We start from the raw sequence: 22368 nt of genomic DNA, 5'->3' as shown, positions 1-22368 counted from the left end.
TAGATAAGAATAGCTAGCTATTCAAAATATGGTTAGGTTATTACTTAATATTTTAAATAAAACTTTTTATGACATTTATCTGTAATTAGTAATTTTATAGATGTTTTAATCAAGGAGAACCGCACTTAGATGGCAGATCGTATAACCGAACTCTCACTTGAAGCAGTGATGGGGGAGCGCTTTGGGCGCTATTCAAAATATATAATTCAAGAACGTGCTTTGCCAGACATTCGAGACGGATTGAAGCCAGTGCAACGGCGTATTTTGTTTGCAATGGATCAGGATGGAAACACTTATGATCATCCATATCGTAAATCAGCAAAATCTGTTGGTAACGTAATGGGTAATTTTCATCCGCACGGTGATTCATCAATTTATGAAGCCATGGTACGTTTATCGCAGGATTGGAAAGTTCGTGAGCCGTTGATAGACATGAATGGTAATAATGGTTCAGTGGACAATGATCCGGCTGCAGCAATGCGTTATACTGAAGCGCGATTGTCTAAAATTGCTGGTGAAATGATGGCGGATTTGGGTCAAGAAACCGTGGACATGGTTTTGAACTTTGATGACACAACTTATGAGCCAACAGTTTTACCTTCTCGTATTCCTAGTCTTTTTATTAACGGCGCAACTGGTATTTCGGCGGGATATGCAACAGAAATCCCACCCCATAATTTGAAAGAAATCAATGCCGCATTAATCTACTTACTCGATCATCCAGCCGCTACTTTATCGCAATTAATGCGCTATGTAAAAGGCCCTGATTTTCCGACTGGTGGTATTGTTCAGGGACTTGATGGTATAAAAAAAGCGTACAAAACTGGACGTGGTAAAATCGTTGTTCGTGCTAAGACAGAAATATCTGATCTTCGCGCTGGCAAGAAGAAAATTGAAATTACTGAACTGCCTTATGAGGTTGTTAAGTCAAATTTGGTATCAAAAATTGATGCCATTCGATTAAATAAAGAAGTAACCGGCATTTCAGAAGTCCGCGATGAATCCGATCGCGAGGGAATGTCTATTGTTATTGAATTATCTAAAGAAGCAAATGCCAATGGTATTTTGACTTATTTGTTCAAAAAAACTGATTTGCAGATATCTTATAACTTCAATATGGTTGCTATTCATGATCAACGACCAGTACACGTTGGTTTGAAGGCTGGTTTAGAAGCTTTCCTTTCGTTCCGAAAAGAGGTTGTATTAAAGCGATCAGCATATGAATTGGCTAAAGCACAAGCACGGCAACATATTGTTGAAGGCTTAATCCGCATGCTGTCTATATTGGATGAAGTCGTTGCTACCATTCGAGCATCTAAGAATCGTAAAGACGCTACACAAAACTTAATTAATCGTTTTGAGTTTACACAAGCACAAGCTGAAGCCATTGTCACGTTGCAATTGTATCGATTGACCAACACAGATGTGACGCAATTAGAAGAAGAATTTTCCCAGTTGAATGATAAAATTAATTGTTTGAACCAAATTATTCACGAAGAGTCAGCATTGAAAGATGTTATTCGCGAAGAAATTAAGGCAATTACTAAGGCCTATTCTTCACCACGTCGCAGTGTTATTGAAGCAGAAGTTGAGAATTTGGTAATTGATACAGCGGTAACGATTGCTGAAGAAGATGTTCAAGTGTTAGTGTCACGTAATGGTTACTATAAGCGTGCATCTTTGCGTTCCTTTAAAGCTTCGGATAATGAAAATGGTCTGGCAGAAGATGATCTAGTTGTTTTCCAAGGAACCCTAAATACGACAAATCATTTGTTTATGTTTACCAACAAGGGGAATGTTATTTATCGACCGGTTCATGAACTACCTGATACAAAATGGAAAGATACAGGAGAACATTTTTCACAGCAACTATCGAACTGGGATAAAGACGAAGTGGTGATTAAAGCTATCGCTGTTGATAATCTCGAACAAGGTGGCGCATTTACAATAGTTTCAAATGATGGATTTATTAAACAAACTACTTTAGTAGATATTGTTCCCAAAGCTTATAAAAAGAAATCTTCGATGGCTATTAAGCTTAAAAAAGATGTGAGCTACGTTGTTAATGTTGCGTACTTCCAAAATGTTAAGCGCCAAAATGTGCTATTGTTGTCACATAATGGTGTTGGTTTACGATACGCGATAAAAGAGGTGCCAGAAATTGGTTCCCGTACCTCTGGAGTCAAGGCAATGGACTTACGCGATGATGACACGATTAAAGCTGCCTTGTTTATTACCGATGATAAACAAAGTGTTGCTATTGTTGCTGAAAATGGCGCCTTCAAGTATATGCCAGTATCGTTAATTAACCATTCAAAACGTGGTAATAAAGGTGTTCTCATTTTCACACAAAAGAAAACTGTAGCCTATAAAGTTGCCACAGCGACAATATTTGATAGCAATGTGAAAGCACTTTCTATTTTGACAAAGCGTTATCAAATTCAAGAATTACAATTAAGTGATTATCATGAATCACAACGTATTGGCAATGGACAATATGTCGTTGACACTGACAAAAATGGCGAACCGTGGATTATAAAACCGCTAACAATTTCTGAGACAAAATGATTAATTTTTGTTAAAATAAAAATATAAAATGCTAGGAGATAAACTAATGGCTAAGACTTTAGTTTTTGGGCACAAGAACCCAGATACAGATACAATCGCATCAGCAATCGCTGCAAGTTATTTATTGAACCAACAAGGTCAGGATACAGAAGCAGTCGCGCAAGGTGAGCCCAACGCTGAAACGCAATTCGCGTTAGATTATTTTAAAGTTAAGCCGCTTCGTGTAATTTCTGAGGCCGATACAGAAACAGTTGTTTTAGTTGACCATAATGAAGCTGCACAATCAGTTGATAATTTAGCTGACGTTACCGTGGAAAACATTTATGATCATCATAAGTTTGCGTTCACAAATTCTACACCCTTGTATATCACGGCTAAGCCATGGGGCTCTGTAGCAACTATTTTGTACTATGAATTCAAACAAGCAAATATTGTTATTCCTGCAGAAATTGCTGGTCTATTAGCTTCAGCAATTATATCTGACACATTATTGCTCAAGAGTCCAACGACGACATCATACGACCAACCCGCTTTGGAATCCTTAGCTAAGATTGCAGGACTTGAAGATTATGCTGCCTATGGTTTGGATTTGTTGAAAGCTGGAACAGATTTGTCATCACGCACTGATAAAGAATTAATTGATGGTGATGCCAAATCATTTGAAATGGGCGGGCACCAATTCCGGATTGGTCAAGTCAACACTGTTGATATTGATGAAGTATTATCTCGTCAGGCAGGAATTGAAGCAGCAATTGCAGAGGAAGGTTATGAAGACTTTTTGTTTGTGATTACTGATATCTTGAATTCAAACTCTAAGGGCTTGTACATTGGAGATGCTGCTCAATCAATCGAAGCAGCATTTAATCAAAAACTGGACAATAATGTAATTGATCTACCTGGTGTTGTTTCTAGAAAGAAGCAAGTAGTTCCACCATTAGAAAACCAACTCTAAAAAAATTCATACCAAATTAATTTAATTCGAATTATGAATTTTTGTGGATAAAATGTTGATAAATTTATTCACAGACCTTTACACTGGTAATCGGTTCATGTATAATAGATATTTGTATTGACAAGCAAATAAAAATTTTAAGAAAAACACTAAGGAGCAAGGATTATGCGTATCCACGTCGTTCTAGGAAATGATGAAACTGGTGAGCGTATCTACTTGACGTCTAAAAACCGTCGTAATACGCCTGACCGCCTTGAGTTAAAGAAGTACTCACCAAAACTTCGCAAAGTAGTAACATTTAAGGAGATTAAGTAATGGCAAAGAAGTCAAAGATTGCTAAGGCACAAAAGCGTGAAGCTTTAGTTGCAAAGTACGCTGACAAGCGTGCAGCATTGAAGGCTGCGGGTGACTATATTGGATTGGCAGCTTTGCCAAAGGATTCATCTCCAGTACGCGTTCATAACCGCGATTGGATTGATGGCCGTCCACACGCTTACATGCGTGAATTTGGAATGTCACGTTTGAACTTCCGTCAATTAGCACACAAGGGTCAAATTCCTGGTGTTCGTAAGGCTTCTTGGTAAAAGAAACCAGCAACTTCTTCTAATTGTTTCATTCGAAGGATTAGTATAAAAAGCCCCAGCTTGCGGGCTTTTTTATGTTGTTGACGTATGTGCACTGTAATTTGCACTATTTTAATAAATAGGGTACAATAAATATAGTTAATTTACATAGCAATTGTAAATGGGCGGGTCACTTGGAAAAGCGGCCGGCTCATTTTTTATGGGATTAGCACGCTTATTGTCAATATAAGATAGTGTTAACGCTATATTAGTAAACGTAATTGACAAAACTATTCATCGAAAGGGGAAAATAAATGGCAAACAAAACCGAACAGACAGTTATTGACTTGATTTCACCAATCATTGAAGCACATAATGATTTACTGTGGGATTTAACGTTTACCAAAGAAGGTGGACAAAAAGTTTTACGGATTTTGCTGGATAAACCTGATCATCAATTTATTACGATGAATGATTTGACACTATTCACGCAAGAAGTTAATGAATTGTTAGATACCGTGGATCCAGATCCAATTCCTGAAGCCTATGTTTTAGATATTTCATCACCAGGCGCTGATCGACCATTAAAGGAATTATGGCATTTTGAATGGGCTAAAGAGGCCAATGAAAATATTTTAGTATCCTTGTTTGTTGCCAAAGAAGGCCAAAAAAAGTGGCAAGGAAAGATTGCTGATCTAAACAAAGATGGCTTGACGCTGACGACAACTAATGGACGTTTGCCATTAACCTTTGACGAAATAGCTAAAGCAATACTGGATGTCCAGTTTTAAATCGTTAAAAATGGAGAAAATCAAATGAGTAAAGAATTAGTGGAAGCACTTAATGCTCTTGAATCAGAACGAGGAATTGATCGTTTAGTTGTTGTCGAAGCGCTTGAAGACGCATTGAAAGCCGCCTACAAGAAGCAATACAATACCGCTGATAATGTCGAAGCAACATTCGACGATAAAAAGGGCAACATTAGTATTAAACAAGTAAAGCATGTTGTTTTAGATGATGATCTTGAAGATGAAGAAATAGAGATTTCTTTATCCGATGCATTGGCAATCAATCGAGCATATGAAGCAGGAGATGAGATTCGCTTTGATGTTACGCCAAAAGATTTTGGTCGTATGGCGGCACAAGCTGCAAAACAAGTGATTGTGCAAAAAATGCGTGAAGCTGGACGACAAGCTATTTATAACAAGTTTTCTGATTATGAAGATGAAATTATAACAGGTGAAGTTGACCGACAAGATGCACGATTCCTATATGTGAACTTACCTGGCAATCAAGAAGCTGTAATGGCCCCAAACGATCAAATGCCCAATGAGCGGTATCACATGGGAGATCGTATTAAGGTCTTGGTTAACAAAGTTGAAAACAATGCCAAGGGACCACAAGTCTTTGTATCACGAACAGCAGCTGATTTGGTTAAACGATTGTTTGAACAAGAGGTGCCAGAAGTTTATGATGGTACTGTTGAAATCATGTCTATTGCGCGTGAGGCTGGTGATCGCTCAAAAATTGCCGTTTATACGCATGATACTGACTTAGATCCAGTTGGGGCCATGGTTGGTCAACGTGGTGCACGTGTACAAAGCGTTGTTAACGAACTAGCTGGTGAAAATATGGATATTGTGGAGTGGGTTGAAGATGAAGCACAGTATATTGCGAATGCTTTAAACCCTTCAGAAGTAACTGATGTCATTTTTGATCCAGCCAACGACCGTGCGGTAACGGTTATTGTTCCAGATAATCAGTTATCTCTAGCAATCGGGAAAAAGGGTCAAAATGCTCGCTTAGCAGCACGTTTAACGGGATTCAAGATTGACATTAAATCTGAAAGTGAAGCAGCAGCTAGCTTAGACCCAACACCAGCTGCTACAGCTGCTGACGAAAACGAAGAATAATTTGAAAGGAAATATGATCATAAATCAAGTGATTTATAGTCATACTGGTACATATGAAACCTCGTAAAATACCAATGAGAAAAGACATTGTAACGGGTGAAATGTTTCCTAAAAAAGAACTCGTTCGAGTCGTGCGTAGTAAAGAAGGTGACGTGGCTTTAGACCCAACAGGGAAAGCCAATGGTCGTGGTGCGTATGTTAGCCTAAATGTAAAAAATGCAGAAATGGCTAAAGAAAAGCGTATCTTTGATAAAGCATTTGGTGTGAAAGTAGCAGATGAATTCTATGATGAACTCATTGCTTACGTTGACCATCAACAAGCACGTCGGGAGTTGTTTGGTGATAAATAAGAATGACCAAATATTGAATTTAGTTGGTTTAGCAATGCGCGCTGGTAAACTAGTACTTGGAACAGAACCTACGTTATCAGCTATTCGTGGGCAAAAGGTTTTTCTAGTTTTCTTTCCCAGTGATGGTGGTAAAAGCCAAGCAAAAAAATTCGCCGATAAATCAAACTTCTATAATATCAAACTAGTACAAGACTATACTAAAAAGCAATTAACGGATGCCATTGGTGTTAACCGAGGTGTTTTCGCCATTGCTGATCAAGGTTTTAGTCGAAAAATTAAACAATTAATTTCAGAAAAGGAGCGGAACTAAATGACAGAAGAAAAGAAATTCTCAGGTTCAAACCGTCCTGCACGAAAACAGGCAGTCCCAGAACGTAAGGAATTGCCCGCATCACAACGCCGTCATGCGGCAAAGTTAGCAGATGGTACAACGCCAGCCCAAGGAGGCTCACGTCCAAGCCGTCCTGCACGTCCTAACAATAACAATCAAAATCGTCCAAATAATGGTGGCCAAAGCCAAAATCGCAATAATCAGAATCGCTCGAATACATCTACTGGTGGCCAAAACCGTTCAAATAACGGTGGAAACCGCAACAATCGTCCTGGATCACGCGTTGCACCTGCTGAAGGGCGTCCAATGATTCGAGAGAAGAAAAATTGGTCAACGAAGCCACGTGAAGGGCAAGTTGATTATTCTGCTAAACCGGATAATAGCTTGAAGCAGTACGTGAATGAAAATGAAAAGAAGCGCCAAGCTTCTGCAGCTGCTAAGCATCCAAAGAAGCCAGCTGCAGCAACTAAGCCAGCTGTAAAGAAAGAAACTAGTGCAACTAAACCAGCTACTGCATCAACAACCACTGGTGCAGGGAAGTTTGGTGGCGCTCTCGCTTCTGGTAATAATTCTGCGCGCAATAACTCACGTAAGCGTAATACTAATGGTACTGGCCAACAAACACCACGCCGTAATGATCGTCCACGCGGTTCTAAAAAGTCACGTCGTATTGCTGCTAAACACCAACCATCAACTCCAGCAACAGTACGTAAAGAACAACCATTACCAGCAGTTTTGGAATATCGTGTTGGTATGAACGTGCAAGATTTGTCAAAGTTGTTGCATCGTGATACAGCAGAAATTATTAAAAAGTTATTCTTACTGGGCATTGTTACAAATCAAAACCAAAGTTTGGATGAAGATACAATCGAAATTTTGGCAGCTGATTATGGTATCGAAGCACAAGCAAAAGAAGAAGAAGACGTTGCAGATATTGACAGATTCTTTGATGATGAAAATATTGATGAGAGCAAGTTAGTTTCTCGTCCACCAGTTGTGACGATCATGGGACACGTTGATCATGGTAAGACAACATTGTTGGATTATCTACGTAATTCTCATGTTACTGAAGGTGAAGCAGGCGGTATCACACAACATATCGGTGCATACCAAACACGTATTAATGATAAATTAATTACATTCTTGGATACGCCAGGACACGCCGCCTTCACAGAGATGCGTGCACGTGGTGCTAACGTAACTGATTTGACAATTCTTGTTGTTGCTGCTGATGACGGTGTTATGCCACAGACAATTGAAGCGATTAATCATGCTAAGGCAGCGGGAACGCCAATCATTGTTGCTGTTAACAAAATTGACAAGCCTGGAGCAAATCCTGACGATGTGATGAATCAGTTAATGGCTTATGACTTAGTTCCTGAAGAGTATGGTGGTGACACAATCTTCGTTAAAATCTCAGCTAAGTTTGGTCAAAATGTTGATGAACTACTGGAAATGATTTTGTTGCAAGCTGAAGTTTTGGAATTGAAAGCAAATCCTAATATGCCAGCACGTGGTTCAGTAATTGAAGCCCGCTTGGATAAGGGACGTGGACCAGTTTCTACTGTTCTTGTACAACAAGGAACAATGCATGTTGGTGATCCAATTGTTGTTGGTAATACCTATGGCCGTGTACGTACAATGACAAACGAACGTGGCGTTGAGCTATCAGAAGCTTTGCCTGCGACACCTATCCAAATTACTGGTTTGAATGGGGTGCCACAAGCTGGTGATCGTTTCATTGTTATGGCTGATGAAAAAACAGCTCGCGCAGCCGGTGAAGAACGTGCAAAGCGAGCACAAGAAGCAGTTCGTAATTCAGGATCAGTTGTTACTTTGGATACATTGTTCAATACAATGGCTGAAAAAGCGATGAAGACGGTGCCAGTTATTGTCAAGGCTGATGTTCAAGGATCTGTCGAAGCACTTTCTGGATCACTGAAAAAGATTGAGGTTGACGGTGTTCGTGTGGATATTATCCATACTGCTGTTGGTGCGATTAACGAATCGGATGTTACTTTGGCTGAAGCATCTGGTGCAATTATTATCGGATTCAACGTTCGTCCTACACCTTTGGCAAAATCACAATCTGATTCTGAAAAGGTTGATATTCGTTTCTATAATGTCATTTATAATGCGATCGACGATGTTGAAGCAGCTATGAAGGGCCAACTTGAACCTGTATACGAAGAAAAGGTTATTGGAAAAGTCGAAGTTAAAGAATTATTCAAATTCTCTAAGGTCGGAACTATTGCCGGTGCCATGGTTGAAGAAGGTAAAATTACTAAGGATTCTAAGGTTCGCGTCATACGTGATAATGTGGTAGTGTTTGACGGTGAAGTTGGCTCATTGCAGCGCGGTAAAGATGCAGTTAACGAAGTGAAGATGGGATTTGAATTCGGATTTACAGTGGCCAAATTTAATGATGTTCACGCTGGGGACGTTGTTGAAGCCTATGTAATGGAAGAAGTTAAACCTAAGTAAGAGACCGATTACGCTGAATGCTTTTTGGTAGGTTGTGTCTTTTAATAGAAAGAAAGAGAAGGCGAAATAGTTATGGCAAATCCACAACGTGCAGGTCGTCTCGCTCAAGAAGTACAACGTGATGTTACTGATTTATTACTTAAGCGTATTAATGATCCGCGAGTAAAAGAGGTTACAGTAACAAGTGTTGAATTGTCTGGTGACTTGCAGATAGCAACAATTTATTATTCCATTTTATCTGATTTGGCCAGTGATGCTAAGAAAACTCAAGCCGGCTTGGAAGCTGCTAGTGGATTGATTCGTAAAGAATTAGGTTCACGATTGACGGTTTACAAAACGCCAGAATTGAAGTTTGTGCGTGATACATCTGTTCAATACGGAAATCATATTGAGGACTTGATTCGCAAGCTGCACACTGAAAATTAATAAATTATCAAATATTGGGCGCTCTCCATTAGGATGAGCGCTTTTTGTGTTAAAATAGTTCTATACAATTAATTTTTAAGAAAATGAGATTTAATATGACTAATCCAACTCAACCCTTCAATTCTATAGTATTGGATATGGCGCCTGACAAACTATTGGATTTTCAATTAAAAGTTCGTGATATTCCAGATATTTTACGATTAACATTTGGTGAACCTGGTTTTGCTGTTGATGAACGTATTAAGCAAGCGACTATTGATGCAATTACAAATGATCGTTCTCACTACGCTGAAAGTCAAGGTGAAACAGATTTGAGAATAGCTGCTGTTGCGTATTTTAATCGTGAGTATCATTTAAATTATAATGGTCCAGAAAATATTATCATCACACAGGGTGTGAGTGAAGCCATAAATGTTATATTTCAAACCCTCCTGAATGATAATGATGGCTTGTTGGTACCAGAACCAGCCTATGGACCTTATTTTTCTTCTCTTGATTTAGCACATGGTGTGCGTTTGTCCATTGATACAACGGCAAACGATTTTAAATTAACACCTGATATGGTCGAAGAAACCATCAAAAATGCGACGGTACCCGTTAAAGCTATTTTGATGAATTACCCAACTAATCCCACGGGAGTAACATACTCACGTGATGAGATCATTGCATTAGCTGAAACATTTACGAAGCATAATTTATGGGTCATTTCTGACGAAATTTATTCCGTCCTAACTTATGATCAAGAACATGTATCATTTGCTGAGTATATACCTGAACGCACAATTTACATTAATGGTTTATCCAAATCTCATGCCATGACAGGCTATCGTGTGGGATTTATTTTAGGCCAAGCTGAGACAATTGCGCAATTGCAAAAAACACATGGAACGCTGGTTTTCGCTGTACCTACATTTGTTCAAGATGCGGCTTTGGTTGCTTTACGTGATGTAACCGACACACCAGTAAAGATGCGTGATATTTATCGTCAACGTCGAGACAAAGTGTTATCACAGTTGCAGGCGTTAGGGTTTGATGTGGTTGAGCCAGAAGGGGCATTTTATTTATTTGCTAAATTGCCTGCTGATTTAGGTACTGATGGCGATGTGTTTGCTTTACAGTTAGCAAAAGAAGGTAAAGTGGCGGTTATTCCTGGTTCGGCCTTCAGCGATGCAGCGCAAGCTTACATTCGTATTTCATACGCTGCGTCCGATGAAGACTTGGCAGAAGGAATGAAGCGAATGACAAAATATATTGAAAAGGTACGCGGCTAAAGATGAACTTCTGGAAACGACTTTTTGGTTCAGAAAAAAAATTATCACAATTGAAGAGTACGGGTCAAATCAATGCGACTAGATTAGCGCGTAATAATGATACGCCTGTTTTAGTAGCGCCAGTGACTGGGGATTTACAAAAAATTACCGACAGCCGCGATGAACCCTTTAAAACTAAAAACGGGGTTATGCTAGTGCCGCATAGTGGTAATTTAATGGCACCGGTTTCGGGTATTGTTACTGAGTCCACTAATGATTATTTGACGCTGACAGATATTTCAGAACAGACTGTAACTGTAACTGTCGTGGGCACATCAAATGTCGTTCGGTTGGCTCAATACGGTGTAGGACAACAATTACATGCAGGTGATGTTATTGGAACGACAAATCAGAAGGTGCTATCTGCTGATCATGAAGCACTACGCATTTATGTTGTTTGGGCAAACCAAGACCTACCAAATATTCGGTATGGTTCTGTTTATGCAGGACAAAACGTCTGGCAAGTAGGGGAATTGCAAAATGACAAAGAATCAGATAGTTGATGGTTTGTTAGTTATCAATAAGTCTCGTGGCATGACATCTTTTGATGTTGTTAGTAGAGTACGCCGTATTATTGGTCAAAAAAAAGTTGGCCATGCTGGCACTTTAGATCCGAATGTTGATGGTGTCCTAGTAGTTGCTTTAGGTAAAGCGACAAAGTTGATTGATGAATTGCAAACACGGCCAAAAAGTTATATTGGTGAAATTACATTAGGGTTTTCAACAGAAACAGAGGACCTTGATGGTGAAATCGTTGATCAGCTGGATATCGTAACGCCTTTTTCTGACCAGAAAATTGATCAAGCGATACAGCAATTAAATGGCGAAATCACACAAAGGCCACCTATGTACTCTGCTGTAAAAGTTAATGGTAAGCGGCTCTATGAGTATGCTCGAAATGGTGAGACTGTTGAACGTCCAGTTCGTAAAGCGGTAATTCATGACTTTAAACGTACATCCGGTATTAAATTTATAGAAGGTAAGCAGGTATTCAAGTTTGAAGCCACAGTTTCCAAGGGCACGTATATTCGCACTTTAGCCGTAGATGCAGGCAAAATAATTGGGATCCCGGCAACAATGACACAATTAACTCGAACGATGGGGAGCGGATTCAAAATTTCTGAAGCACGTGACCTGGATTTTTTGTCCACACTATCGTATGAAGAAGTATTAAAACAAGTAATACCTATTAGAGAAGTATTGAAGTGGCCAACTAAAAATTTGAGTGAAAATGAATGGTTTGCTGTAAAAAATGGTCAGAAAATTTCTAGTTGGCCTGCAAATGACAGCTATTTGCAACTATATTATCAAAACAAACTGAAAGCAGTATATCAATATGACGAGATTGAGCAATTATGGCGCTCTCGTTATGTATTTGATAACCAATGACTATGACAGAATTAATTCGTTTACATTATCCGATATTAGATTTTAAAAAGCCGGTTCAACAGGTCGTTGCAATGGGCTTTTTTGACGGTGTTCATCGCGGGCATCAGGCTGTTTTAGCTCGTGCGAAAGCAGAAGCTGAAAAACAAGGGGTGCCCTTGGCTGTGTTGACCTATGATCCACATCCAATTGTAGCTTTTCAGACGTTGAAAAAACCACTGCGTTATTTAACACCATTAGCCAAAAAGAAGTCCATCATGAGACAGCTAGGTGTTGATCGGGTTTATGTTATGCAATTTACTTCTAAACTTGCTAAATTAGGTGGTCAACAGTTTGTAGATGAGGTGGTCATGCAATTAAACCCTGTTACGGTGGTAGCAGGATTCGACCATTTGTATGGTGCAGCGGGAACGGATAGTGATATGCTACATTTAGCAACATATGCAACTAATCGCTTTGATGTTATTACTGTGTCTGAATTTGATGATTATAATCAGAAAGTTTCTTCTTCAACAATTCGATCTATGTTAGATCAGGGGAACGTAGATGGCGCCGCACAGCAGCTTGGTCGTGTCCATTCGACATCAGGTATAGTCGTCCATGGCGAAGCTAGAGGCCGTGAATTAGGCTTCCCAACTGCCAATATACAAACACCTGAAGAGGAATGGCTGCCTGGTATTGGTATCTATGCTGTAAAAATAAAAGTATATGATACTTGGTATCTAGGAATGGCTAGCATCGGACGCAATGTGACGTTTGGTGATGCTCGTCCAATCACAGTTGAAATTAACATTTTAGATTATCAAGAAGAAATATATGGTGAGTTTGTTCAGATACAATGGTGTCATTATCTGCGTGGTGAAGTGAAATTTGAAAACGTTCAAGCACTGATAGATCAACTTAATGAAGATGCAAGACAAACAAGGCATTATTTTAATACAAAATTATAAAATACAGTTTTTTGGCACTCTTATAAAAAGAGTGCTAAAAAGACTTGCATTATTTCTCAAATAGTGTATTATAATAAGTGTTAGCAGTTAGATATAGTGAGTGCTAAAAGGAGTCGATAATATGGCGCTAACAGAACGACAAAAGTTAATCTTAACCGCCATTATTTATGAGTATACACAGCGTGAGCATGCGGTTGGTTCAAAAAGTCTACAAGAACATCTAGATATTAAAATTAGCTCTGCTACGATTCGTAACGAAATGGCAGCGCTAGAATCCGATGATCTTATAAAAAAATTGCATACTTCTGCTGGTCGTGTACCATCATACGAAGGGTATCGTTATTATTTAGATCACCTGATGATGACACGCAGATCGACTGATCGCGATGTACAAGCGGTCATTCAATCATTCCGTGGAAACTTCCATGAGATAGATGATTTGCTAGACGAAACAGCTAGGACTTTATCAAATTTAACTGGTTATACTGCGTTAATTTTGAAGCCAAGGCGAATTGATATTAAAGTTTCGGGATTTCGATTGGTTCCATTGGAGGGCCATCAGCTGATTGCAGTATTGGTTACTAATGATGGTAAAGTGACTAGCCAGACATTTAAATTACCAAATGAAATGGCGATTGAATCGTTAGAAAGTATGGTTGCATACATCAATGATCAGATGGTCGGTCGACCGGTTAATGATGTGTTGCGTATGATGCAGTCTGATGAGTTGCCTACGCAAATGAGTCGCATGATTAAAACGCCGGCAGCTTTTTTGCAACTATTTGGCGACGTGTTAGCACGATCGAACGGAGATAACGTCCATATTGGCGGCCGATTGAATGTTCTAGACTTTAGTAAAGAAACAGATATCGCTGATGTGAAGCCTCTGTTGGAATTTTTGAACAATGCTGAGGATGTTAGACAAATTGCTTCGCCAACACGAGATGTTCAAGTTAAAATTGGACGTGAGATTGGCGAGCCATTACTTTCAGAGTTCAGCTTGATTACGCGTGGATTTTTGGTACCAAATCAAGGAAGTGGTATTATTGCTTTACTTGGTCCAATTCCTATGTCATATAGTACCAATACGTTGCTTACAGACGCGTTTGGTGAAGCGTTAAGTCGCAAAATGATTGAATATACATAGCTAGGAGGTCACACTTGTGACAGAAAAAAACGAAGAAGTTGTAGAAGATAAGAACATTTCTGATCAAACTGATGAAAATTTGACCGAAGAAATTGAATCTGAAGCTGATGATTTACAGGTGGAGCCTGATCCGAAACAAGCGGAAATTGATAAGCTAACAGAGCAAGTTAACAACCTCGAAGAAAAATTATTACGTTCACAAGCAGAAATTCAAAATATACAACAGCGCAATGCGCGTGAACTACAAAATGTACGCAAGTATGATGGACAAAAATTAGCCAGTGCAGTATTGCCAGCCGTTGATAATTTGGAAAGAGCCCTTCAAGTTGAAGCTAACGATGAAGTGTCAAAGCAAATTAAAACAGGTGTGGAGATGACGCTTAAGACGTTAAATCAAGCTTTAACAGACAATGGTATTACGTCAACGGGTGAAATTGGTGAATCTTTTGATCCAACTAAGCACCAAGCAATTCAAAGTGTTGAGTCAGATGAAGTTGAATCTGACCAGATTGCACAAGTTTTGCAAAAGGGTTACATATTACAAGACCGCGTAATTCGACCAGCAATGGTTGCAGTGGCGAAATAAGAACGATTTTGCATGGTGATTCAATCGATGAGATACCACACCTTAAAAAGATGAAAATGATTTTAAAGTAAAGGAAGAAAATATTTATGTCAAAAATTATTGGTATTGATTTAGGAACGACAAACTCAGCTGTTGCTGTCCTTGAAGGTGGCGAACCAAAGATCATCACAAATCCAGATGGTGGTCGTACAACACCTTCAGTTGTCTCATTTAAAAATGGCGAAAGTCAAGTGGGTGATGTTGCAAAGCGTCAAGCAATTACAAACCCAGACACGATTATTTCAATCAAGTCTCACATGGGTGAAGCTGGTTATAAAGTTAATGCCAATGGTAAAGACTACACACCACAAGAAATTTCAGCAATGATTTTGCAATATATTAAGGGCTATGCTGAAGATTACTTAGGTGAAAAGGTTGAAAAAGCTGTTATCACAGTTCCTGCCTACTTTAACGACGCACAACGTCAAGCTACTAAGGATGCCGGTAAGATTGCTGGTCTGGAAGTAGAACGTATCATTAACGAACCAACAGCTGCCGCATTGGCTTATGGTTTGGACAAGCTAGATAAGGATGAAAAAATTCTTGTCTATGACTTAGGTGGTGGAACATTCGATGTGTCAATCCTTGAATTAGGAGATGGCGTGTTTGAAGTTTTGTCAACAAACGGTGATACTCATCTTGGTGGTGATGACTTTGATAACAAAGTTATTGACTATTTGGCAGAACAATTTAAGTCAGAAAATGGTGTTGATTTAAAGGATGACAAATTAGCTTTGCAACGTTTGAAGGATGCCGCAGAATCAGCTAAGAAGACTTTGTCATCTGCAAACGAAGCTCAAATTGATTTGCCATTTATTGCTTCAGGTGATAACGGACCATTGCACTTACAGACATCATTGACACGTGCAAAGTTTAACGAATTAACAGCTGATTTGATTAAGAAAGCAGAGCAACCTGTTTTGAGTGCTTTGAAGGATGCCGGATTGTCATTCTCTGACATCGACGAGGTTATCTTGAACGGTGGTTCAACTCGTATTCCAGCCGTACAAGAATCTGTTAAGAAGATGACAGGTAAGGAACCTAACCACTCAATTAACCCTGATGAAGCTGTTGCTTTGGGCGCTGCCGTTCAAGGTGGTGTCATTACTGGTGATGTTAAGGATGTTGTTTTGCTTGATGTTACACCATTGTCATTGGGTATTGAGACAATGGGTGGTGTGTTCACTAAGTTGATTGAACGCAACACAACGATTCCAACTTCAAAGTCACAAGTATTCTCAACTGCAGCTGACAATCAACCAGCTGTTGACATTCATGTTTTGCAAGGTGAACGTTCAATGGCTGCCGACAACAAGACATTGGGTCGATTCCAATTAGCAGATATTCCGGCCGCACCACGTGGTGTACCTCAAATTGAAGTGACATTTGACATTGATCGTAACGGTATTGTTAATGTTTCTGCTAAGGACTTAGGAACACAGAAGGAGCAAAAGATTACAATCCAAGCTGCTGGTGGTTTGTCAGACGAAGAAATTGAAAAGATGATGAACGATGCCAAGGCAAACGAAGAGGCTGATGCTAAGAAGAAAGAAGCTGTCGATACACGCAACGAAGCTGATCAATTGATTTTCCAAACTGAAAAGACTTTGGAAGAAGTTGGTGACAAGTTGGGTGACGATGAAAAGAAGCCAACACAAGACGCTTTGGAAGCTTTGAAAAAAGCTAAGGAAGATGCCGCAGCTGATGATGCTGATTTGACAGATTTGAAGGCTAAGTCAGAAGAATTAACTAAGGTAGCTGGTGAATTAGCAATGAAGTTGTATCAACAAGCAGCGCCAAAGGACGGAGCTGAAGGAGACGCAAAGTCTGCTGATGACAACACAGTTGATGGTGATTTTGAAGAAGTTGATCCAAATAAAGACGACAAGAAGTAATTATTAAAACAAACCGCATTCATTGAGTGCGGTTTGTGTACATAAATTAGAAGGAGCGGGCGCGTGAATAACACTGAATATTATGACCGTCTCGGCGTTAGTAAAGACGCCAGTCAAGATGAAATTAAAAAGGCTTATCGTAAGCTATCAAAAAAATACCATCCAGATTTGAATCATGAACCTGGTGCTGAAGAAAAATATAAAGAAGTTCAAGAAGCTTTTGAGACGCTAGGTGATGAACAAAAGCGTGCGCAATATGATCAATTTGGACCTAACGGCGCACAAGGTGGTTTTGGTGGCCAAGGCGGTTTTGGCGGCCAAGGTGGCTTTAGCGACTTCTCCGATTTGGGTGATATATTTAGTCAAATGTTTGGTGGCGGATTTGATCCAAATCGTCCGCGCAAAGGACAAGATTTACAGTACCGCATGAACTTGACTTTTGAAGAGGCCATTTTTGGTAAGGAAACTACGATTAAGTTTAACCGTGGTGATGGTAAGCAACACGAGATTAAGGTTACTGTACCTGCTGGTGTTGAAACTGGGCAGCAAATGCGTTTGAGTGGACAAGGTGAAAGTGGTGTTAATGGTGGACCACAAGGAGACTTGTTCGTTGTCTTCCAAGTATCACCATCAAGGGATGGATTTGAACGTGATGGTGCAGATGTCTACTTAGAACAAAAGATAAGCTTTGTGACAGCTGCGTTGGGTGACGAAATTCAAGTCAAGACGGTTCACGGTGAAGTGAAGTTAAGAATCCCAGCTGGTACTCAAACTGGTAAGCGTTTCCGCTTGAGTGGTAAGGGTGCTCCGCGTTTGCGTGGCAATGGACACGGAGATCAATTTGTTATTGTGACTGTCGAAGTACCGACACGACTTAATAAAGATCAGAAAAAGGCGTTGGAAGCTTTCAAGGAAGCTACCGACGGTACAACTAAGAAAAAGAGTTTCTTCGATAAATTGTAATCAAAAAGCTCCGCAGTGATTATCTGCAGAGCTTTTTAGATTGACCAAATTAATCAATATATTTTGTATCTTCATCAACTTCCCAAGGCGATTGCATATTAATGTGATCATAATATAAGTGCCCATGTAAGTGATCGATTTCATGCTGGAAAACAATGGCAGGATAGTCGCGCAATTTAATTGTTTGCTTATTACCATCTTCATCCTGGTAGCGTACTGTTATTCGATAAGCACGAGGTACAAAGCCAGGCACATCTTCATCAACTGATAGACAACCTTCACCAACGTTTAAGGCACCTCGCTTGACGGACTCTGAAATAATTACAGGGTTGAAAATTGTGCCCTTAAAATAAGGTTCGTCAATTGTGTCTTCTGGGTCAAGTGCAGGTATTAAAATTGATGACATACGCAAAGAGTAGCCTACTTGTGGAGCAGCTAATCCAACACCTGGACGTAGACCGTACTTCTCATTTTGTTTTTCATCTTGAGATACAACTAAATATTCCATCATATCTTTAGCAAGTTGTGCGTGTTCTTCACTCAAAGGGAAAGGAACGGACGCAGCCGTTTTACGTAGTACGGGATCCCCGTCCCGTGTGATTTTATCCATAGTAAATCTGATTGTCATTTTTTTTACCTCACAATCTAGTATATCAAACGTTATAACATGTTAAAATAAAATTATGAATGAAAATTATGTATTACCAATCGATGGTGATTGGACGACCCAAGATATTATTATTGTGACAAATTTTATAAACAGTGTGTTAGGTGTTTATGAAAAAGGATCTTCTCGTGAAGAGGTATTAAAAAACTACGATGCATACAGAAAAATAATGCCTGCCAAAAGCGAGCAGAAAAAATTTGATAAGGATTTTGAACGCCAAACGGGATACAGCATATATAAAACCATAAAATTTGTCCAAAATTCGACGAAAGACAGAGTACGCTTATGAGCACATTAAGCCCATTTGAAATTCAAGAAATTGACCAAACTGTATTAGTGTGGCTTGATGAATTGCAAAAATCTACAATAGCGGCAATGAATCAGCATTTAGATGTAGCTACTAAACACGATGCACGTGATTTAGTTACAAATGTTGATAAAAGCAATGAGCAAATAATCAACAAGTACATTCGAAAATTTGATCCAGATGCACAAATTGTGAGTGAAGAGGGATTTGGTGATAAACCAATTAGTATGGCTGGACATGTGTGGTTTGTCGATCCAATTGATGGTACCATGAATTTCTATAAACAGCACGATGACTTTGCTATTATGATAGCACTTTACATTGATAACCAACCTATTTTAGGATGGATTATGGATGTGGTAAATAATATTGTTTATCATGGGGGTCCTCAAATGGGTGTTTTTGCCAATCAATTGCGGTTAGATCCACCAGAAAATGATGCGCTTAATCAAGGAATTGTTTTATTGAGTGGTGCGCGCTTGCTCTATGGGATGTTTGGATATGACGAAATTGCTAAAAGTGCCTTGGGATACCGAGTTATTGGCGCTGCTGGTCCGTCTTTTATCCGTGTCTTACGTGGTCAAGCCGTTGGATATTCTTCAAAAATGATGTCATGGGATTTTGCTGCTGGTCAAGTTTTAGCAAAAACATTAGGATTAATTGTTTCAGATATTGACGGAAAGCAGTTAGATATGTTATCATCTAACATAGTATTAGTTGCTACGAATCGAGCGCATCGCGATATTTTGGCGTTGCATAGAAGCTAGGGAACGAAGTGTCCCTAGCTTTTGTATGTGGCAGCATTTAAATTAAAGGAGTACTAGAAAATTGGCAAATCGCGAAGACATTCGTAACATCGCTATCATTGCCCACGTCGATCACGGGAAGACGACGCTGGTTAACGAACTTTTGAAGCAATCAGACACATTGGATTCACGCAAGGAATTGGGTGATCGTGCAATGGATACTAACGATATTGAAAAAGAACGTGGTATCACTATCTTGTCAAAAAACACAGCCGTTAAGGTTGGGGACAAGCAAATTAACATTTTGGATACACCTGGACACGCGGACTTCGGTGGTGAAGTTGAACGTATCATGGGTATGGTTGATGGCGTGTTGTTGGTCGTTGATGCTTTTGAAGGTACAATGCCACAAACTCGTTTTGTGTTGAAAAAAGCTTTCGAACAACATTTGACACCAATCGTTATCGTTAACAAAGTGGACCGTCCTGGTGCACGTCCTGAAGAAGTTGTTGACGAAGTATTGGATTTGTTTATTGAATTAGGTGCCGATGAAGAAGATTTGGACTTCCCAGTTATCTTTGCTTCAGCGATGAACGGTACATCTTCTTTGTCACCAAATGTTGACGATCAAGAACATACGATGAAGCCAATTTTTGATGCTGTCTTTAATACAATTCCTTCACCAGTTGACAACTCAGATGAACCATTACAATTCCAAGTGGCAATGTTGGACTACAATGATTTCGTTGGTCGTATCGGTATTGGCCGTGTTAAGCGCGGAACAATTAAAATTGGTGACAACGTTGAAGTTTTGAAGTTGGATGGTTCAACACAAAGTTTCCGTGTAACTAAGCTTGCTGGTTTCATCGGGTTAGACCAAGTAGATATCCAAGAAGCTAAAGCTGGTGATTTGATTGCTGTCTCTGGTATGGAAGATATCTCTGTTGGTGAAACAGTTGCAGATCCTGCTCATCCAGATGCATTACCAATTTTACGTATCGACGAACCTACTTTGCAAATGACATTCCGTCAAAATGACAGTCCGTTTGCAGGTAAAGAAGGTAAGTTTGTTACTGCACGTCAAATTGAAGATCGTTTGCGTCGTGAATTGCATACTGATGTGTCATTGCGCGTTGAAGATATTGGACAAGCTGGTGCTTGGTCAGTGTCTGGTCGTGGTGAATTACACTTGTCAATTTTGATTGAAACGATGCGTCGTGAAGGCTTTGAGTTACAAGCTTCTCGTCCACAGGTTATTTACCGTGAAATTGATGGTGTTCAATCAGAACCATATGAATCAGTTCAAATCGATACACCTGATGAATATTCATCAACAGTTATTGATTCATTGAACCAACGTAAGGGTGAGATGGTCAACATGGAGTCTGTTGGTAACGGACAAACACGTTTGACTTATATGGCACCTTCACGTGGCTTAATTGGTTATTCAACTGAATTTATGTCAGCTACACGTGGATATGGTATTTTTAACCATACGTATGCTGAATATCGTCCAGTTGTTCGTAACTGGGAACCAGGACGTCGTAATGGTGCTTTGGTTTCTATTAACCAAGGAACAACTACAAACTATGCGATTATGGGTGTTGAAGATCGTGGACAAATGTTTGTTGGCGCTGGTATTGAAGTTTATGAAGGAATGATTGTTGGAATGAATGCGCGTGACAATGACATCTCAGTCAACGTTACAAAATTGAAGCCACAATCAAACGTTCGTTCATCAAACAAAGACCAAACATCTTCAATTAAGACACCACGCATCATGAATTTGGAAGCTTCTTTGGAATTCTTGAATGATGATGAATATGTTGAAGTAACTCCTGAAAACGTACGTATCCGTAAAGCTATCTTGAACACAGCTGAGCGTGAAAAGTCTGCTAAGCGTCGTAAGGCATCAACAAACTAACATTTATTTTAAATAATAATCAGGAACCTGCTTGGGTTCTTCGTTATGGAGCTATGGCACAATCCGGTACTGCAACGGACTCGAAATCCGTCGAGCCGCATTTCGCGGTGTGCGGGTTCAAATCCCGCTAGCTCCTTTATTATATGTTATCTCATGTTTTTATATGTACAAAAACGTTGTTATATCAACGTTTTTTTATTTTGCATAACTTAATACAACGTTAGAAAACAGCACAGTACACAGTAGGAGCCATTTACTGTTTTCGTAACTCAAACTGCAAAAAAATTTATGTAGGGTTTATTCTTAAAATCATTCAATCCGAATAATTTCATCAAAATTTGAAAAAAATACTTGTTTGTGTAAATGATTACGACTCCAATTTTCGAGGACATATCTTTTGTGTTGATAATTTTCGAAAAAATCTGATAACTCGAATTTTTTACTTTTTGATCGTCTTAACATTTCATCCAAAAATGCCCAGTCTGCATTTTGAGTTTGCAAAGAATAATTTTTCCAATCCATGAAATTCTGTCCTTTTTTTAAATCAGTATCATTTTGGCGCTAATAATTAAAGGATATCACAAATATGGTATATGGGGTATGCCATATAAAAACATAGCCAGATTTAAAAAACATTAAATGCTTATAAAGTATTTGATAGACAGCTGCTATTTCTGAAAATCGAACAGTGATAAGTAGCAAATTATCTCTATTCTTCTAGTGTTAGAAAAATTAGGTACAAATTATGGTGAAAGTTCACTTCAGAAATTATTATAGAAACTTTTGCTTTAAAAACACTATTACTTCTGTTATGATACATAGGAGCGTGTTTCTTATTTTGGAGATGTTAATGAAGGTTAT

Annotated in this window: 23 protein-coding genes and 1 tRNA gene; 22 read left to right on the top strand and 2 right to left on the bottom strand. The window is 39.2% G+C overall.

What is annotated here, in order from left to right; all coding sequences use genetic code 11:
* Window positions 1-129 precede the first annotated feature (129 nt).
* The 18 genes from parC (at window position 130) to LEUM_RS06565 (ending at window position 17863) form a co-directional block, all read left to right on the top strand.
* Window positions 130-2568 carry a DNA topoisomerase IV subunit A gene (parC, locus tag LEUM_RS06650; protein ID WP_011680059.1) on the top strand — a complete coding sequence of 813 codons (2439 nt, stop codon included), beginning with the start codon at window positions 130-132 and terminating at the stop codon, window positions 2566-2568.
* 46 nt (window positions 2569-2614) lie between these two features.
* Complete coding sequence (locus tag LEUM_RS06645; RefSeq protein WP_011680058.1) at window positions 2615-3520, top strand: manganese-dependent inorganic pyrophosphatase; 906 nt, start codon at window positions 2615-2617, stop codon at window positions 3518-3520.
* A gap of 165 nt (window positions 3521-3685) precedes the next feature.
* Entirely contained in the window at window positions 3686-3835 is a 150-nt protein-coding gene (gene rpmG, locus LEUM_RS06640) for a 50S ribosomal protein L33 (RefSeq protein ID WP_002815032.1), read from the top strand.
* Window positions 3835-4104 (top strand): 30S ribosomal protein S14, encoded by a 270-nt coding sequence (gene rpsN / locus LEUM_RS06635; protein WP_002815025.1) that lies wholly within the window; start codon window positions 3835-3837, stop codon window positions 4102-4104. Before rpmG ends, rpsN begins: the two co-directional genes overlap by 1 nt.
* Window positions 4105-4397: 293 nt before the next feature.
* Window positions 4398-4874 carry a ribosome maturation factor RimP gene (gene rimP / locus LEUM_RS06630; RefSeq protein ID WP_002815024.1) on the top strand — a complete coding sequence of 159 codons (477 nt, stop codon included), beginning with the start codon at window positions 4398-4400 and terminating at the stop codon, window positions 4872-4874.
* A 24-nt stretch (window positions 4875-4898) separates the two neighbouring features.
* Entirely contained in the window at window positions 4899-5996 is a 1098-nt protein-coding gene (nusA, locus tag LEUM_RS06625) for a transcription termination factor NusA (protein ID WP_011680057.1), read from the top strand.
* Between the two features lie 53 nt (window positions 5997-6049).
* Window positions 6050-6346, top strand: coding sequence for an RNase P modulator RnpM (gene rnpM / locus LEUM_RS06620; RefSeq protein WP_041775246.1), 297 nt, complete (start codon window positions 6050-6052; stop codon window positions 6344-6346).
* A complete protein-coding gene (locus LEUM_RS06615) occupies window positions 6336-6656 on the top strand; it encodes a L7Ae/L30e/S12e/Gadd45 family ribosomal protein (RefSeq protein ID WP_011680055.1) in 321 nt (106 codons plus the stop codon). The genes rnpM and LEUM_RS06615 overlap by 11 nt, the downstream gene beginning before the upstream one ends.
* On the top strand, window positions 6657-9161 hold the full coding sequence (gene infB / locus LEUM_RS06610; protein WP_011680054.1) for a translation initiation factor IF-2: 2505 nt from the start codon (window positions 6657-6659) through the stop codon (window positions 9159-9161).
* Window positions 9162-9233: 72 nt separating this feature from the next.
* Window positions 9234-9587, top strand: coding sequence for a 30S ribosome-binding factor RbfA (gene rbfA / locus LEUM_RS06605; RefSeq protein WP_002815019.1), 354 nt, complete (start codon window positions 9234-9236; stop codon window positions 9585-9587).
* 95 nt (window positions 9588-9682) lie between these two features.
* A complete protein-coding gene (locus LEUM_RS06600) occupies window positions 9683-10858 on the top strand; it encodes an aminotransferase class I/II-fold pyridoxal phosphate-dependent enzyme (RefSeq protein WP_011680053.1) in 1176 nt (391 codons plus the stop codon).
* A 2-nt stretch (window positions 10859-10860) separates the two neighbouring features.
* On the top strand, window positions 10861-11400 hold the full coding sequence (locus tag LEUM_RS06595) for a PTS glucose transporter subunit IIA (RefSeq protein WP_011680052.1): 540 nt from the start codon (window positions 10861-10863) through the stop codon (window positions 11398-11400).
* Window positions 11378-12286: a tRNA pseudouridine(55) synthase TruB gene (gene truB, locus LEUM_RS06590; RefSeq protein ID WP_011680051.1), complete on the top strand. Its 909-nt coding sequence runs from the start codon at window positions 11378-11380 to the stop codon at window positions 12284-12286. The genes LEUM_RS06595 and truB overlap by 23 nt, the downstream gene beginning before the upstream one ends.
* A gap of 2 nt (window positions 12287-12288) precedes the next feature.
* Window positions 12289-13233, top strand: a complete 945-nt coding sequence (gene ribF, locus LEUM_RS06585) for a riboflavin biosynthesis protein RibF (RefSeq protein ID WP_281446845.1) — start codon at window positions 12289-12291, stop codon at window positions 13231-13233.
* Window positions 13234-13354: 121 nt separating this feature from the next.
* On the top strand, window positions 13355-14380 hold the full coding sequence (gene hrcA / locus LEUM_RS06580; RefSeq protein ID WP_011680049.1) for a heat-inducible transcriptional repressor HrcA: 1026 nt from the start codon (window positions 13355-13357) through the stop codon (window positions 14378-14380).
* A gap of 16 nt (window positions 14381-14396) precedes the next feature.
* Window positions 14397-14966, top strand: a complete 570-nt coding sequence (grpE, locus tag LEUM_RS06575; RefSeq protein WP_011680048.1) for a nucleotide exchange factor GrpE — start codon at window positions 14397-14399, stop codon at window positions 14964-14966.
* Between the two features lie 86 nt (window positions 14967-15052).
* Window positions 15053-16900: a molecular chaperone DnaK gene (dnaK, locus tag LEUM_RS06570; RefSeq protein ID WP_011680047.1), complete on the top strand. Its 1848-nt coding sequence runs from the start codon at window positions 15053-15055 to the stop codon at window positions 16898-16900.
* Window positions 16901-16963: 63 nt separating this feature from the next.
* Complete coding sequence (locus LEUM_RS06565) at window positions 16964-17863, top strand: DnaJ C-terminal domain-containing protein (protein ID WP_011680046.1); 900 nt, start codon at window positions 16964-16966, stop codon at window positions 17861-17863.
* A 49-nt stretch (window positions 17864-17912) separates the two neighbouring features.
* On the opposite strand, the gene def is transcribed toward LEUM_RS06565, so the two are convergent.
* Window positions 17913-18491: a peptide deformylase gene (def, locus tag LEUM_RS06560; RefSeq protein ID WP_011680045.1), complete on the bottom strand. Its 579-nt coding sequence runs from the start codon at window positions 18489-18491 to the stop codon at window positions 17913-17915.
* Window positions 18492-18546: 55 nt separating this feature from the next.
* On the opposite strand from def, the gene LEUM_RS06555 reads away from it, so the two are divergent.
* From LEUM_RS06555 to LEUM_RS06540, 4 genes are all read left to right on the top strand, one after another.
* On the top strand, window positions 18547-18819 hold the full coding sequence (locus LEUM_RS06555) for a UPF0223 family protein (protein WP_002815004.1): 273 nt from the start codon (window positions 18547-18549) through the stop codon (window positions 18817-18819).
* Window positions 18816-19604 (top strand): inositol monophosphatase family protein, encoded by a 789-nt coding sequence (locus tag LEUM_RS06550; protein ID WP_011680044.1) that lies wholly within the window; start codon window positions 18816-18818, stop codon window positions 19602-19604. The genes LEUM_RS06555 and LEUM_RS06550 overlap by 4 nt, the downstream gene beginning before the upstream one ends.
* A gap of 61 nt (window positions 19605-19665) precedes the next feature.
* Entirely contained in the window at window positions 19666-21507 is a 1842-nt protein-coding gene (gene typA / locus LEUM_RS06545) for a translational GTPase TypA (RefSeq protein ID WP_002815002.1), read from the top strand.
* Between the two features lie 47 nt (window positions 21508-21554).
* A tRNA-Ser gene (locus LEUM_RS06540) sits at window positions 21555-21643 on the top strand.
* Between the two features lie 173 nt (window positions 21644-21816).
* Here the strand turns inward: LEUM_RS06540 and LEUM_RS06535 are convergent.
* Window positions 21817-22029, bottom strand: a complete 213-nt coding sequence (locus LEUM_RS06535; protein ID WP_010291057.1) for a hypothetical protein — start codon at window positions 22027-22029, stop codon at window positions 21817-21819.
* Window positions 22030-22368: the final 339 nt, after the last annotated feature.

Source organism: Leuconostoc mesenteroides subsp. mesenteroides ATCC 8293 (assembly GCF_000014445.1).
Taxonomy (GTDB): Bacteria; Bacillota; Bacilli; order Lactobacillales; family Lactobacillaceae; genus Leuconostoc; species Leuconostoc mesenteroides.
Note: the sequence above shows the minus strand (reverse complement) of the source record. Positions and strands in the feature narration are given on the sequence as shown.

Coding starts and splice junctions, on each gene's coding strand:
- parC (WP_011680059.1), top strand. CDS start 130: ATGGCAGATCGTATAACCGAACTCTCACTTGAAGCAGTGATGGGGGAG.
- LEUM_RS06645 (WP_011680058.1), top strand. CDS start 2,615: ATGGCTAAGACTTTAGTTTTTGGGCACAAGAACCCAGATACAGATACA.
- rpmG (WP_002815032.1), top strand. CDS start 3,686: ATGCGTATCCACGTCGTTCTAGGAAATGATGAAACTGGTGAGCGTATC.
- rpsN (WP_002815025.1), top strand. CDS start 3,835: ATGGCAAAGAAGTCAAAGATTGCTAAGGCACAAAAGCGTGAAGCTTTA.
- rimP (WP_002815024.1), top strand. CDS start 4,398: ATGGCAAACAAAACCGAACAGACAGTTATTGACTTGATTTCACCAATC.
- nusA (WP_011680057.1), top strand. CDS start 4,899: ATGAGTAAAGAATTAGTGGAAGCACTTAATGCTCTTGAATCAGAACGA.
- rnpM (WP_041775246.1), top strand. CDS start 6,050: ATGAAACCTCGTAAAATACCAATGAGAAAAGACATTGTAACGGGTGAA.
- infB (WP_011680054.1), top strand. CDS start 6,657: ATGACAGAAGAAAAGAAATTCTCAGGTTCAAACCGTCCTGCACGAAAA.
- rbfA (WP_002815019.1), top strand. CDS start 9,234: ATGGCAAATCCACAACGTGCAGGTCGTCTCGCTCAAGAAGTACAACGT.
- LEUM_RS06600 (WP_011680053.1), top strand. CDS start 9,683: ATGACTAATCCAACTCAACCCTTCAATTCTATAGTATTGGATATGGCG.
- LEUM_RS06595 (WP_011680052.1), top strand. CDS start 10,861: ATGAACTTCTGGAAACGACTTTTTGGTTCAGAAAAAAAATTATCACAA.
- truB (WP_011680051.1), top strand. CDS start 11,378: ATGACAAAGAATCAGATAGTTGATGGTTTGTTAGTTATCAATAAGTCT.
- ribF (WP_281446845.1), top strand. CDS start 12,289: ATGACAGAATTAATTCGTTTACATTATCCGATATTAGATTTTAAAAAG.
- hrcA (WP_011680049.1), top strand. CDS start 13,355: ATGGCGCTAACAGAACGACAAAAGTTAATCTTAACCGCCATTATTTAT.
- dnaK (WP_011680047.1), top strand. CDS start 15,053: ATGTCAAAAATTATTGGTATTGATTTAGGAACGACAAACTCAGCTGTT.
- def (WP_011680045.1), bottom strand. CDS start 18,491: ATGACAATCAGATTTACTATGGATAAAATCACACGGGACGGGGATCCC.
- LEUM_RS06555 (WP_002815004.1), top strand. CDS start 18,547: ATGAATGAAAATTATGTATTACCAATCGATGGTGATTGGACGACCCAA.
- LEUM_RS06550 (WP_011680044.1), top strand. CDS start 18,816: ATGAGCACATTAAGCCCATTTGAAATTCAAGAAATTGACCAAACTGTA.
- LEUM_RS06535 (WP_010291057.1), bottom strand. CDS start 22,029: ATGGATTGGAAAAATTATTCTTTGCAAACTCAAAATGCAGACTGGGCA.